This window comes from Candidatus Effluviviaceae Genus V sp., from assembly GCA_014728125.1.
Lineage (GTDB): Bacteria > Joyebacterota > Joyebacteria > Joyebacterales > Joyebacteraceae > WJMD01.
The window spans coordinates 1-14,651 of sequence record WJMD01000044.1 but is presented as its reverse complement, the minus strand read 5'-3'; the positions used below and the strand labels follow the sequence as shown (position 1 = coordinate 14,651).

General features: G+C 67.0%; 8 protein-coding genes. 2 read left to right on the top strand and 6 right to left on the bottom strand.

Annotated features, from left to right (window positions below):
• Positions 1–34: 34 nt before the first annotated feature.
• The 4 genes from pfkA to GF405_02365 all read right to left on the bottom strand — a co-directional run bounded on the left by pfkA (position 35) and on the right by GF405_02365 (position 7,133).
• On the bottom strand, positions 35–1,012 hold the full coding sequence (gene pfkA, locus GF405_02380; protein ID MBD3367006.1) for a 6-phosphofructokinase: 978 nt from the start codon (positions 1,010–1,012) through the stop codon (positions 35–37).
• A gap of 40 nt (positions 1,013–1,052) precedes the next feature.
• Positions 1,053–5,678 (bottom strand): DUF1565 domain-containing protein, encoded by a 4,626-nt coding sequence (locus GF405_02375; GenBank protein MBD3367005.1) that lies wholly within the window; start codon positions 5,676–5,678, stop codon positions 1,053–1,055.
• Between the two features lie 58 nt (positions 5,679–5,736).
• Complete coding sequence (locus GF405_02370; protein ID MBD3367004.1) at positions 5,737–6,387, bottom strand: hypothetical protein; 651 nt, start codon at positions 6,385–6,387, stop codon at positions 5,737–5,739.
• Positions 6,388–6,470: 83 nt separating this feature from the next.
• Entirely contained in the window at positions 6,471–7,133 is a 663-nt protein-coding gene (locus tag GF405_02365) for a hypothetical protein (protein MBD3367003.1), read from the bottom strand.
• Between the two features lie 364 nt (positions 7,134–7,497).
• On the opposite strand from GF405_02365, the gene GF405_02360 reads away from it, so the two are divergent.
• On the top strand, positions 7,498–9,603 hold the full coding sequence (locus GF405_02360) for a tetratricopeptide repeat protein (GenBank protein MBD3367002.1): 2,106 nt from the start codon (positions 7,498–7,500) through the stop codon (positions 9,601–9,603).
• Positions 9,604–9,618: 15 nt separating this feature from the next.
• Here the strand turns inward: GF405_02360 and GF405_02355 are convergent, their stop codons facing one another.
• A complete protein-coding gene (locus GF405_02355) occupies positions 9,619–10,665 on the bottom strand; it encodes a hypothetical protein (protein ID MBD3367001.1) in 1,047 nt (348 codons plus the stop codon).
• Positions 10,602–12,482: a hypothetical protein gene (locus tag GF405_02350; GenBank protein MBD3367000.1), complete on the bottom strand. Its 1,881-nt coding sequence runs from the start codon at positions 12,480–12,482 to the stop codon at positions 10,602–10,604. The genes GF405_02355 and GF405_02350 overlap by 64 nt, the downstream gene beginning before the upstream one ends.
• Between GF405_02350 and GF405_02345 the strand changes: the two genes are divergently transcribed.
• Positions 12,370–14,651 (top strand): PAS domain S-box protein (locus GF405_02345; protein ID MBD3366999.1); only part of this gene is annotated, 2,282 nt, incomplete at its 3' end. The genes GF405_02350 and GF405_02345 overlap by 113 nt on opposite strands.

The window sequence follows — 14,651 nt, the reverse complement described above, 5'->3', positions numbered from 1 at the left end:
CCGCCCCCTCTCTCTTTGACGGAACCGGGATTCGTCAGCTGCCGACGACCTCCGCAACCGTCAGCAGCTCCTCGTCGATCTCGCTCTTCTTCTCCCATGTCTCGCGGAGCGGCACGAGCTGGACGCGGCCGCACGAGACACCGGTCATGGCGGAGGAGCCGCCCGCGAGGAGCGTCTCGACCGCCGCGCGACCCAGGCGGCTCGCGAGCTGCCTGTCGAAGGCGGTCGGGGCCCCGCCCCGCTGGATGTGTCCCAGGACGTTGACGCGGTAGCCGACGCCGAGCTGTGACTTGACCCCCTCGGCGACCTCCCGTGCGCCGCCTTCGGTCACGCCTTCCGAGACGACGATGATGAAGCTCGTCTTCCCGCGCTCGCGTCCGTGCTCGAGCGTCCTGCAGAGCCTGTCCAGATCGTACGGGATCTCCGGTATCAGGATCGCCTCGGCTCCCCCGGCCAGGCCGACCGAGAGGCCGAGCGCGCCGCACGCTCTCCCCATCACCTCGATGAAGAACATGCGGTCGTGCGAGGCCGCCGTGTCGCGGATCTTGTCGATCGACTCGAGCGCCGTGTTGGCGGCTGTGTCGAACCCGATCGTGAAGTCGGTTCCGTAGACATCGTTGTCGATCGTCCCCGGTACGCCGATCCCGGGGATGCCGTGTTCCTGCTCGAGCTTGTGGAGCCCCTGGAACGTCCCGTCGCCTCCGATGGCGATGAGAGCGTCGATCCCGTGAGCCCTCATACGCTCGGCTGCCTTCGCGCGGCCCGCCACTTCGTAGAAGTCGGCCGAGCGACTGGTCTTCAGGATCGTCCCACCGAACTGGATGACGTTCGACACCGACCGGGCGTCCATATCGAGAAAGTCGCCCTCGATGAGGCCCGTGTAGCCGCGCATGATGCCGGACACCCTGATCGTGTGCGAGAGCGCGGTCCGAACGACGGCGCGGGTCGCCGCGTTCATGCCCGGCGCGTCCCCGCCGCTTGTCAACACGCCGATGTGACGGATCGTCTCCATGGACGTCTCCACGGTCGAAGGGGGGGTCGCTGTCGATGGGCTACTTCAGGAGGAGCATCCTGACGGTGTGCGTGTAGCCCGGCGCCTCCATTCTACCGAAGTAGACGCCGGTTGCAACGGCATTGCCGTGCCTGTCCCTGCCGGACCAGCGCAGGCTGTGCTCGCCTGCCGGGAGGGGGCCGCTGTGGAGCGTGGCGACGCGCCTGCCTGCGACGTCGTAGACCGACACGTCGACGTCTCCGCCGCCGGCGGGAACCTCGAGGCGGAGCGTCGTGACCGGGTTGAAGGGGTTGGGCCTGTTGGGATGGAGTACGAAGGCCGTCGGCAGCTCGTCGCCAGCCAGGGACGGCCGGTCGTCCGGCGGCGCGTCGAGCCAGGGATTGTACGCGACGTGCCCGATGAAGAGGCGGCCGTACGGGGTCGGCGAGCCCCACCAGTTCCATCGTGCGAACACGGGGGAGTCGACCCCGTTGTAGTTGGCCACGGCCGCCCGCGTGTTGCCGTAGATCGAGTTGTAGCCCGTTTCGGGATACATGTTGCTGCCGAGGATCGCTGTCGAGCCCTGTTCCACGCTGACGCCCATCTCGTTGTCCGTGATCGTTGAGCGGGCGATGCGGGGGGCCCCGACCTTTATGGACCGGACTCCGTGGTCCTCGTTCCCGGAGATCTCGCAGTAGCTTATCTCCGGGGCGGAACCGCTGGCGAGAATGCCGTGCCCTCCGTTGTCCGTGACCATACAGGAGTCGATGACGGCGTTCGACGACCTCGTGCAGACGATGCCGTGCCCCTCGACCACCCCCGTCACGAGCGTCGAGACGAGGCGGACCGTGGTCTGGCGTCTCAACTCGATCCCGCGCCTGGTGCAGCCGGAGACCGTCGAGTTCCTGACGGTACCGGTGCTGCCGTTCGTCAGACGGAGTCCCGAACTGTCGGCGTCCGTGAACACACAGTCCGTCGCCTGGAACGCCGTCTGGGACAGGTCGGCCCCGAATCTCGCGTTCTGTATCTGGACGGAGTTCAGGGCGACGGTCGACTGCTGTCCGCGCATCCCGAAGGTCGCATCGTCGATCCGGCAGTTCGTCAGCGTGACTGTCGAGCCGCCGTAGAACGTCAGGCCGGCCCAGTCTCCCCGCAGGGAGGAGCCGCGCAGGGTGACCGGCTGCTCCGCTGTCCCTTCGGCAACGAGTTCGCCGTGGACCGTGAGCGATGTCGGTCCGCTCAGGAACGTCAGCTCGGTCCCGGCGGCGAGTGTCAGCCGGCCTTCGGCCGACACGGTCAGGTTGTCCGTTATCCAGTAGTCCCCCGAGAGGACGACCGGTCCGGAGATCTCTCCGGAGAATGGCTGTTCGAGGACGCCGGTACGTGTACTCCGCGCGGCAAGCCCCGCCCATTCGACGGCGACCGGATCCTGCCACAGATCGAACGCGAAGATGAGACCCGTCTCGCCTGCGACGCAGAGTTCGGCGACACCGTCTCCATCGAGGTCGTCGGCGAACGGAGTGTGCGCACCTCCGGGGACCGGTATCGGTTCACCTACCACCGTGCCGTCGGTCTCCAGCACGATGACATCGCCGCTGGTGGTCGCGGCCACGATCTCGTCGACCCCGTCGCCGTCCAGGTCGACCACGACACAGGACTCCTGCACCTGTGATCCCAGGTCCACACTCCACACAGGGGCACCGGCGTCGATCAGGTAGAGCTTGCCGGAGACCGTTCCCGCAATGACCTCTCTGGCGCTGTCCCCGTCGAAGTTCCCGACGGACAGCGACACGACGTCGCCGTCGAGCGGGCACGACCAGAGCTCCGTGCCCGAGACGTCGAGAGCCAGGAGGCTCCCGCAGCCTACGAGCAGCTCCAGTACGCCGTTCCGGTCGATGTCGGCCAGCGCGAGCGTGCGGATCTCACCGTCGACGTCGACACCGCCCGGCCAGAGCTCGACGGGAGAACCGGACAACCCCGAGAGCAGATGGACGAACCCCTCCTCGGTACCGCAGGCGATGTCCATGCGGCCGTCCAGGTCGAGGTCGCCCGCGACCGGGGCGGTCGAGATCATGTGTCCGTCGGGGACCGTCCAGGACCAGACCGTGCTCCCGCCCTCGTCGATGGCCGTGACCATCGACTCGCCGCCGAACAGGTTCCAGACCGACAGGATCACGTCGCCGTCGCCGTCACCGTCAGCGTCGGCGATGACCGGCCGCCCGAGCGGCTCGGCCGTGTCGGCCGTCCACATCGGCGTGCCGTCCGCCTCGTAGGCCACCGCACCCATCCGCTTGAGTACGACGGTCTCTGCATCGCCGTCGCCGTCGAGGTCGCCTGCCGCGGTCGCCAGCTCCGGCCCGAGTCGCAGCGGCGGCGTCACCGGATCGGACTCCCAGTCGATCGAGCCGTCGGCCGTGATCGACCTCGTGCGTCCGTCGGCGCCCTGCAGGACGATCGATCGTGAAGCGCCGGTTGTGGCGACGATCGCCGGCGCGGTCGGGTCGGTGCCCAGGTCAACCGGGAAGCCCGCGAGAGACGGGTAGATGAACACCTCGCGGGAGGCGCTGTTGTTCGACTCGTCGAGCTCATCGATGGCGTCGCTGGGATCGACTGTGACCGTGACGGTATGGGTGCCGACCGGCGACTCCGGGAAGGTGAACACCCTGTTCACCTCGGACCAGCCCCGCACGAAGGGGAGGATGATCTCCTCCGAGACCTGGCCGGAGGGGCCGTCCAGCAGTACTCGGAGCACGACCGGAGCGGCGTCGACGGCGGACTGGTTCGTCACCGTAACAGAGACGCTCAGAGCATCCTGATGGGACGGGAACTCGGGCGAGACCACAAGTTCGTGAGGCCTGATGACGAGGTCGGTGCCGGAGCCGGGGAGCGCGTTCCAGGCGAAGACGAGCCCCGGGTCTCCGAAGAGGTTGAAGTGTCGAGCGTACTTCGCCTGTCCGCCGCTCTCGAGATGCAGGAGCTTCGCCGTAGCGAAGAGCTCGCCCAGGTAGACGCAGTGTTCCTCGAAGGCGGCGCGGAAGATGTCCTCCGTCAGGGTCGTGTAGACGCCGCCGTCGGTCGGCCTCGGGGCGGCGAGGCAGGCGATGGCGCCCGAGTTCTCTGCGTTGACGAGAAGCTCCGCAAAGCAATCGTACGACCCGGACGGACCTACCTGGGTGGTGTTGTCGAACCAGCCGGTCATGCAGGCCATCGACAACACGATTGGCAGACGGTCGGAGTTCTCCAGCTGGGCGATATGCGTCGACTTCATCGCCCGATGCCATTCGTGGATCCAGCCGTCGCCGATGAAGGTGGTGAAGAGATGCCCGTCGTTGAGCTCGTCGATGATGTTGGAGGCGCAGGCCGCGTCGTTCGGAAAGTCGTGCCGGTAGATCCTGTCGACCGTCATCGTGTCAGGCAAGATCGACTCGTAGCCGTTGAAGAGCTGGACGTACTGCTCACGCGTCGAGTAGAAGAGACCGCCGATCATCAGGGCACTGTTCCGCCACGCTGCGCCCTGCGGGAGCGGCATGTAGTTCCAGGCCTTGTTGACGACACGCACGACCTCCGTCAGGTTCCCGACGGAGAGGCGGCCGAGCATGACGTCCTCGAAGTCGTCGTCTCCACTGAGGCACGCGTAGTAGTGGTCGGAGGCCTCCTCGTTGCCGCCGTAACCGTAGTACGCGGGGATCATGACGGACTCGTTGTCGTCGGCGACCGCGTCACCGAGGAGGAGGACGAACCCGAGCCGACCGTCACCGAAATGTTCGGCCCCTCCGGCGTCGTAGACCGCCTCGAGGAAGCCCTTGAGCGCCTCCGGCGTGAGCTCATCGAGGACCTCGGTGGACACGATCCCGATGTTCAGGCCGAGTGTCGATGCGTGATGAACGGCGAGAGCGTAGATGGCGGGCGAGTAAGCGAAGTCGCTTGCGGCGACGAAGAGGAAGTCGATGCCCGCGGCTGCGCAGTCCGCGCTCGAGTAGCAGTAGGTCACGTCGGCGTCACGGCTCTCGCCGCGCGACGGGGGACGCCACATCCCGGTCGCGACGGGGTCGTAGCCCGCGACGATGCGGCGGCACGCCTCAGTGAACGGCCCGGCGTCGCGGGCAGCGGGTCCGCGAGCCCCGACGGGCTCGACCGTGATCTCCACACGGCCCCCGGCGGGGGCGGCGGAGCGTTCGAGTGCGATAACGGCGATGGTCTGCTCACGTATGCGGCCGAGATCCCTGACCCGGGCCGCCGAAAGCGGGAGCGAACGGCGCGTCCCGTCCGGCGAGACCCACGTCACCGAGGTGATGCGGGCCTCCCGGCAGTCGGGGAGTGCGGCAAGGCGTACGAACTCGCTGTCGGCAGGAGACCCAGAGACGAAGCGCGGACGCGTACCCGCGATGGGCGTTGCGTCCGCAATCATATCCGGTGCTTCGAGGGTTATCGTACAGACGGCGACCGCGTTGTCTTCCGTTCGCTCAGGCCCGCCGGTTCCGATCTGCTGTTCTGCGGGTCCTGCGGCCGTGCCTGTGAGAACGAGGCACACGAGGAGCGTGATGGTCATCGGCGAGAGGAGGCCGAACCGCATTCCGGCCCGGCCCCCTTCACCGCACCCAATCGATGTGGGCATTCGATGTGTCCGCAGCTGTCTTCTTTCGGCATGTGCGCCGGAGCCGCTTGCTCGCCGCTTCCTCAGGTGCATTGCGGCGCGCTGTCCTCGCTACGGTTGCGCGCCCGGCGCCGCCACACCTACGAAGCGTCTACTGATACAGGGCCTTGATGCTGCCCCACGACGTGGTCTCGACCGGCGACGAGCAGTCGCTGAGGAAGAGGTACATGCCGAAGTTCCACGTCTCGTACGTGCCGTCCTTCACGTAGCTGCCGAAGTAGTTGCCCGTGCCGCACTGGCCGTCGTAGATACCGCTGCCGTCGCGGATGATGATGACGAGGCCCGTCAGGCTCCCGCTGTCGAACTCGCCCTCGTCGAGGATCTGGTTCGAGTTCGTGTCCTCGACCTGGATCTCGACGGAGCAGACGCCGCCCATCGTGCCGATGACGCCGCCGCCGCCCGTCTCATCAACGATCTGAAGCTGGTTCATGGCCGCGAGGCCGTGGTCCGTGTCAAAGTAGCCCTTCCAGAAACCGGGGCTGCCCGGCGTGTAGTTCGGGGCGTAGAACGTGTCCCAGATGTACTGGGCACGGACGACCGGATCGGTCGGCCAGCCTGTGTCGGTGATCGTGATCGTCCAGGAGCCGTCGGTGATGTCGCCGCCCGGATCCATGCCGCCCGTGAAGACCGGCGGAACATCCATGAAGTCACCATTACCGACACCGTTGTACCACGTGTAGCCGCTCGCAATCGAAGCGAACGCGAGCAGCGCCACCATCACAGCAATCGTCAGTGCACGCATCTCTTCTCTCCTTTGCCCAGTCCCTCTCTCGGGACACCTTTCCCCTCTCCACTCTCATCTATCTCGAAACCGTTCGGAACGGTCTAGCGGTAGAGCGCCTTGATCGTACCCCAGCTCGAGTCCTCGACGGGGCTCGGGCAGGGCTCGATCTGGATCTGGCCGAACATCGTGAGCATGTCGTCCTCGGGCGGATAGACGAAGTTGAAATCGCCGCCCGACATCGAACCGTGTCCGCACATGTTCTCGAAGTCGCCCGTGCCGAGCGTCGGGTCCAACAGGATCGTCGCGTTGATGTTGTGGTCGTTGAACTTCTCGGTGTCGGAGAGGATCCCGTCCGAGTAGCCGTCACGCACCTGGACGACGAAGGTGATGTCTCCGCCGAAGCTGCCCGCCAGCGGCGACGAGACGTTCATCGTGAACTGAGGCGTCGAGGGCAGTGTCTGAGCGTCGAAATAGCCCCTCCAGGCCTGAGCGCCGGGCGTCGCGTCGTAGTTGCCCGCAAAGAACGTGTTCCAGATGTAGTCGAACCGCGCATCGGGATCCGACGGGTCGGGCCAGAGCGAGTCGTCGATGGTGAACGACCACGTGCCCGTCATCCCGAACATGAAGTTGAAGTTGTAGACGACCGGGCTCTTCATGAAGCTGCCGAGACCCGTCATCCCGACGTTGTACGTCGTCGCCCCTGCGGGCGCCACGACGAAGAGCGCGACCGCCAGCACGGTAATCGCCAGCGCAAGCTTCTTCATAGCGTCCCTCTCCTTTCCCCGTGGTGCCGAGCAGGATGCAAGCGAAAGCCGCCACCCACCACCGCAGGACGTTGTCAAAACAACCGGCCGCGCCATGCTGCGACCGCCGCGCCGGCCGGACCGACCGTCACGGGCTGTCAATCAATGCCTTCCACGGAAACCCGACGCGGGGTCTCCCGCAATACGCTTTGAGTCTACGACATAACGGCTTGAGTGTCAATCGAAATGTGGACAAACAACTCAGTTTGGGTTGTGTCCGGGGGGCCCCCACGACGGGCCGAGAGACCCGGGGAGTGACTTGGACCTAGAAATCGGCTAAGCTCCTGTAATAAGGCAAGTTCTGGCTCGATTCGGGAGATGGTGCGTGGCGAGACCGTGCGGGGATGCCCCGGCGAAGCGCGGGATGAGGGGGCCGGCGGGCGTGGCCGCGGCCGTCTTCCTGCTCGCGTGGGTCGCGAGGTTCATCTACGTGCTGCATCTCCGGTCGAGCCCGCTCGCGGACGTGCCGATGCTCGATGAGCTCTATCATGTGGAGTGGGCTCGGACGCTTGCGGCCGGAAACTGGATCGGGAGCTCCGTCTTCTTCCGGGCCCCGCTCTATCCCTATCTTCTCGGACTCGTCTTCAGGCTCTTCGACGGTAGTCTGCACGCCGCGCGCATCGTACAGATCACGTACGGGAGCCTGACGCCCGTCGTCGTCTATTTCATCGCTCGACGGCTGAGGCGGAATGCGTGGGCGCTCGGCGCCGGCGTCGTGGCCGCGCTCTACCCGTTCTTCTTCTACTTCGACAACGAGCTGCTGATCGTCTCGCTCATCGTTCTCCTCGATGTGCTCGCCATCCTCCTCCTGCTCCGCGCGGATGAACATCCGACCTGGGGACGGTGGGCGGTGGCCGGACTCGTCCTTGGACTCTCTGCCATCGCGAGACCGAACATCCTCGTGTTCGCGCCGTTCGTTCTGCTCTGGACATGGTGGAGTGAGAGACGCCGGGTTCGCGACGGAACGGCGCCGGACTGCGAGGGCTCGCTGACGTCTCCGCTCGTCTGCTCTCCTCCGTGGCGCGCGGCCGTCGTCCGGTTCGCGGTCCTCGCGGGCGTCGTCCTCGCCGTTGTCTCCCCGGTGACGATCAGGAACTACGTGCTCGAGGACGACCTCGTTCTGATCGCATCACAGGGCGGCGTCAACTTCTACATCGGGAACAACCCCCGCTCGGACGGCATCGCGGCCGTCCTCCCGGAGCTGGGAGAGGCGTGGGAGTACGAGGACGCGGTCCGGCTGGCGGAGCGGGACGTCGGACGTGAACTCAAGCCAAGCGAGGCCTCGGCCTGGTGGTACGCGCGGGGGCGCGAGTTCCTGCGGGAGCGACCGGGACAGGCGGCCCGGCTGTATCTCAAGAAGCTGGTGCTCTTCTGGGACAGGTTCGAACTCGCGAACAACAAGGACATCTACTATTTCGGAGCGCATTCCCCGCTTTTCCGATCGCTCTCGTGGCTCAGCTTCGGCCTCGTCGCCCCGTTCGGGATCCTGGGCATGGCCGCGCTCTTCCGCCGCCGGACGGCGGCGCTCCTCGGCCTCTTCGTCCTGTCCTACATGGGCGGCGTGCTCCTCTTCTTCGTGAACGCCCGGTACCGATTGCCGATCGTCCCCGCGCTCATCGTGCTGGCCGTCGCGGGCGCCGCGTGGCTCGTCGAACGCATCAGAGAAGGCGACCTGCGCCGCGTCGTCCCCGCCCTCCTCGCTCTGGCGGCGCTGTTCGTCGTCGTCAACGTGGACTTCTACGGGACGCACGTCGGCGACAGAGCGCAGACGCACAACACCATCGGACTCGCCCACGCCGAGAGGGGTCGGTACGCCGAGGCGGTCGAGGCCTACCGTCGCTCCCTCGAGCTATCGCCGGGGTATGCCGGGGCGATGAACAATATGGGATTGGCGCTCGAGGAAATGGGGAGAGAGGTGGAGGCCGCTCAAGCCTACCGGAGTGCGGCCGCGACCGACACGACGCTCGCGACCGCACCGAACAATCTCGGCGTTCTGCTCTGGCGGCGCGGCGAGCTCGAGGCGGCAATCCGTGCCTTCGAGGAGGCGATCGCGAGGGATCCGGCGCTTCCGGAGGCGAGGGTCAACCTGGGCTCGGTTCTCCTCGGGACCGGGAGGCTCCAGGCGGCGAGGAGTCAGCTCGAGTCGGCCGTCGGGCTCAATCCGTCGTTCGCGGAGGCCTGGAATCTGCTGGGAGTCGTCAACGAGCAACTCGATCGTCCTGCTCCAGCGATCGAGTCCTACGCGAGGGCCGTGTCGCTCGCGCCCGGCTTCACGGAGGCCAGGAACAACCTCGGGATCGTCCTCGCCAGAACCGGGCAGTACCGGGAGGCTCTGAGGGAGCTCGAGATCGGGCTCAGGTACGACCCGGGCGACGAGAGGCTCCTGGCGAACATCGAGCTCGTGCGTCGCCTCATGCGCGGCGAGCGGTAGCCCGCGCCCCGCCCGTCAATCCTCACTCTTCTCCAGAGCGGCTCCGGCCTTCGCGACGACCAGCGGATGGGTGTCTCCGGCCGCGAGCTCCTCGAGCCGTCTCCGCGCGGCACGCGTCATCGCTCCCGATGCGCCGACCGCCTCGGCCGCGTGAGCCCTGACCGTCCAGCTCTCATCATCGAGATACGGCGCGATCTCGCGAAGGGCATCCCGTCCCCCGATGCGTCCGAGGGATCGGACGGCGAGTAGACGCGTGCGTCCGGCCCCCTCCGCCGCGAGCCGGGAGAGTTGCGGCACGAGCTCATCGCCGAGCCGCCCGAGCGCGTCCGACGCGGCGAACCGGACCCCGTAGAACTCGTCGTCGAGCGCCTCGAGGAGAGCGTCCTCGGCGTGGCGCCGCACGACATCCGGCCCGTCGCGGGCGATGCGGTCGAGCCCCGCCGCGGCGGCCTTCCGGACCGAGTCGTCGTCGTCCTGAAGGAGCCCGACAAGGGCGTCCGCCGCCCGAGGTCCGCCCAGATGTCCGAGAGCGTCGGCCACCGACGAGCGCATCTTCCACTGGCCGTGGCCGCTCTGGTCGATGAGCGGTCGGACGGCCGCCTCGTCACCGATGCGGGCGAGTACGTAGGCGGCGAGTCGGGCGCCGCGGGTCGTGTCGTCGCGGAGCGCCTCCTCCTCGAGCGCCTCGATGAGGGCCGGAACGGCGTCCTCGCCGATCCGGACGAAGAGGTTCTCCAGCGCGATTCTCTCGCGGGGCTGGTCCGTGTCGAGCTGCGTCACGAGATAGGGTATGGACTCCTCTTGCCGGCGGACGAGCAGCCTGCGTGCCGGCTCGAGCAACCCCCGGTACTGAAGCTCGGCCGAGGACGCCCGAATGAAGAGCTCCTCGGGCGTCATCGACCTGAGCGACAGCGTGTCGGGCTCGGCTTCCCCGGCGGCGCCGACACCGGGGAGCGCCAGAGCGAGGACGAACGCGAACACCGGGATGATGGCTGGTCTCATCGGTCGTCCTCCTCTCCCCGGGCGTCGACCCCGACGCCGTGGAAGCTCCGGGTCCACCATGTTCCGTCTGCTCCGTGACCGGAGTAGACGTCGTCGCCGCCGGCGTCGATGAAGAGACCGACGCTCCCGTACTCGCGTCTCCGGTTGCCGTAGCCGTGCGTGTTGTCCGGGTTCCTCACCGAGTAGACATCGTCGCCGCTATCGTCGAGTAGGACGCCGATGCCGTTGGCGTTGCCGGCCGCCTGCGACAGGTCGTGGCAGGTGTAGTTGTCGTCGCCGGCCAGGTCGTGAAGGATGCCCACGGCGAGGTCGTGACCGCACCCCTGCGAGACGCCCTTCGAGACGTAGTTATCGTCCCCCTCCACGTCGACGAGGGCGGCGACCGTGATGTGGGTGGCCGCGCCCTGGGCGTACTGGTAAGACACGTACTGATCGTTGCCCGCGTAGTCGACCAGCCCGCCGACGGCGAACCAGTAGCTCGACCCCTGACCGAAGATATCCGACGAGTAGACGTCGTTCCCGGCCCCGTCGACCATAATGCCGATCCCTCCGGACGCGTCCGGGCGCCAGCCGAAACCGAATCCCTGCGAGAGGCTCAGGTAGTGGTCGAAGTACCGGATCTCGTCGGTGTACTTGAGACCGGCGACGTACAGGTCGTTCCCTTCGCGGTCGAGGAGAAGACCGGAGCCCATTACGAACCCGAACGCCTGCGAGAAGAGGGCGGACTCGTAGACGTCGTTTCCGGCGTCGTCCCGGAGGATCCCGATGCCGAACGCCCCCGCGCCCTGGACGCACGTGTCGCCGACGTAGCGGTCGTTCCCGTCGAGGTCGTGCAGGACACCGACCCCGAAAAGACCCGAGCCGATCGAGAAGCTCCGCGCCGTGTAGCTGTCGTCGCCCGCGAGATCGACCAGAACCGAGACGCCCAGGAAACCGGCACCCAGCGCGTGGTCGCCCCCTTCATAGACGTCGTCCCCCGCGACGTCGATGATGACCTGCGCCGTCTGTGTGCCGTCGCCATCGAGTTCGTAAACGTCGTCGCCACCGAGGTCGATGACGACGGCGCACGGTCGCTCATAGGTCGTCGGTCCGGGACCGCCGATAACGATGGTCCCGCTCTCCGTGTCCATGACGCGGACGACGTCGCCGTGCGCCGGCGCGTCGTCGGGGAGCGCGCGTGGAGTGTTCGGACGCTCCGCCGCGTCGACGGCCTGAGGAACCGCGGCGTCGGCCGCCGCGGCCAGGAGCCGGCCGGCGTCGACGAGTTCCTCGTAGTCCACCCTGCCGGCGATGTCGAGCAGCCGGTCGCCCAGCTCCTCGTCGCGCGCCTCCTCTTCCTCACGGACGTCGATCGGCTTGTCGGGGTCGAACTCCTCCTCCTCGAGCAGGACCGGAGCGTGGTCGCGCAGGAAGGCGCGCTCCTCATCCGTCAGGGCCGACAGCGCCCCACGGACCATGGCATCGACCTCGGCCAGTGCCGGAAGGAGGACGTCGACCGTCGAGGGTCCGAGGCTCTTCGGCTCCATCTGGTCGCGTACGGGGGGCGGACAGCCGGACTCCGCGAGCGGAAGGTCGAGGTCGTGGGCGCAGGATGACACCAGGCCCTCGAGCGTCATCGCGGCCAGCGCCGCGTCCGCCGCGGCGACGACGAACGGCTCGGTGGCGAGCGGATGCGTGAGCAGAGAGTCGACGACGGTCAGGCGGAACGAGTCGGGATGTTCAGCGTAGTCCGTGCGGAATGAAAGGTCGCTCTCGTCGAGCGCAATGGCCGCGAGCGCATCGTCCACGAGGGACGACGCACCGCCGGCGCCGCCCGAGACCGCGCCCGCCGCGAAGAGCACGAACGCGAGCGTGAGCGTCATCAGTACGCGCTGCACGATGCCTCCATGGATAGGGCCAAGTGGCCGCCTTCGCGGGGCGAGGAGCTTCGCCGGAACCTACCCCGACCGCGCCTCGACACGCCACTCTATCCACTCCGACCGGCTTCGTCAAACCGCGTTTCGTGCGGTGAATGGGGCTCGGTCTTCGGCACGGTCGTTGCATTTGGTTGGGGGCGGCGGCCGAGGCCCCGGTGCATCGAGATCCTGTGGACCGGTCCTCCGCGTGCCGCAGACGGCCGTGATGAGGGTGGTGATCGCGGTCGCCGGCCCTGCGTCCTTGGAGCCTGCTCCGGGAGTGACGATGACGCGCATATTCTCTGACGACAGCACGCGGCGAAACAGCCGGCACGAAGGCGTGAGCAGTGACGAGCGCGCCCAGTGGTTCTCCTCCGATGAGCCCTTCCGGGCGATCGTCGAGAACGTGGGGGAGGGCGTCGGCATCGTTGACGAGCATGAGGAGTTCGTGTTCGTCAACGACGCCGGGGCGGAGATCCTCGGAGTCCCCGCGGACGAGCTCGTCGGGATGACGTTGCGCGACTTCGTGTCCGAGGAGGACTGGGCGCGCGTGACCTCCGAAAGCGAGCTGCGGCGTTCGGGCGAGCGGAGCGTCTACGAACTGACCTTTCATCGTCCCGACGGGAAGCGCAGGGAGGTCATCGTCACGGCGTCGCCCAGCTACGACGTGGAGGGGCGGTACAGAGGGACATACGGAGTCTTCCGTGACATCAGTCAGCGGAAGGCCATGGAGGAGCTCGTCAACAGACGCTCCCGCGACCTCGCCGAGCGCGTCAAGGAGCTCCAGTGCCTCTACTCCGTGATGGAGCAGCTCCATACGCACAAGCGCAACCCAGTGGAGATCGCGCGGTCGGTCGTCGATCTCGTTCCGTCCGGGTGGACGTATCCCGAGTTCGCCTGCGCGAGGATCCAGCTGGATGACGACGTGTTCACGTCGAAGGGGTTCGAACCCTCGAAATGGCGCATGTCGGCCGACCTCACGATCCACGGTGAGAAGAGCGGCGCCGTCGAGGTCCACTACAAGGAGAGACCGGACGGGGCCGAGCCGTTCCAGAGAGAGGAGCGCTACCTCCTCGACGCCATCGCCGAGCAGCTGTCGCGCGCCGTCGAACACGCGTCGGCCGAGCGGGCCCTCATGAAGAGCAGGGAGACGGCGCAGACCCTGATCGACAACTTCCCCGGAGGGGCCGTGCTGCTCGACGGGGATCTCCGCGTCGTCGCAGCCAACATGCCGGCGGCGAACATGACAAAGCGGGAGCCGTCCGCGCTGGTCGGATCGCACGTGCGCGAGCTCTTCCGCAGAGAGCTGGCCGAGAAGCGGATCAAGGACCTTCGGCGCGTGGCCGACACGGGCGAGCAGGTCGAGCAGGAGGAGAGACAGGGAGACCGCGTGTACAGTACCCGGATCTTCCCCGTCTTCGGCCGCAGCGGGTCGGTCGATCGCCTGGCGGTGTTCACGCGTGACGTGACCGAGGAGAAGCGCCGGGAGAGGGTCGTCAGACGGAGCGAGGCGAAGTACCGGTCGATGTTCGAGCTGTCTCCCGAGGCGATCGTCCTCCTGAACAAGAAGGGCAACGTGCTAGACGTCAACGGGCGGATCGAGGACTGGCTCGGTTATCCAAGAGACGAGATCGTCGGCAGGAACATCCTCTTCCTCCCGTTCGTTCCGAAGGAGACGAAGGGCCGTCTCATGAAGCGCTTCCTCGAGAGGATGGCCGGGAGATCGATCCAGCCGTACGATGTCACCTTCGTAACGAAGAACGGCAGCGAGCGCGTCGGGAGGATCCACGGGGCCGTCCTGACCGACGACGAGGGCAACGCGACCCAGGACCTCGTCATGATCTCCGACATCACCGAACAGAAGCACGCCGAGCTGGCCGCGGTCGAGGCGGGACGCAAGCTCGAGGAGCTCCACGGCGTCGTCAAGCGACTCGCCGCCTGCCAGGAGCTCGACGAGGTCTACCCGCTCATCACCGAGGCGGCGCGCAGCATCCTGAGCATCGACGCCTGCGGCTTCTTCGTCGAGCGGGACGGCTATCTCTCACTCGCGGCGACGTGCTGTCGGGGTCGCGAGGGCAGTCCGGAGCCGGTCAGGATCGAGGATGCCGGGCACCTGGGAGAGGCATACGTGACCGGCAGTATGCAGCTCTT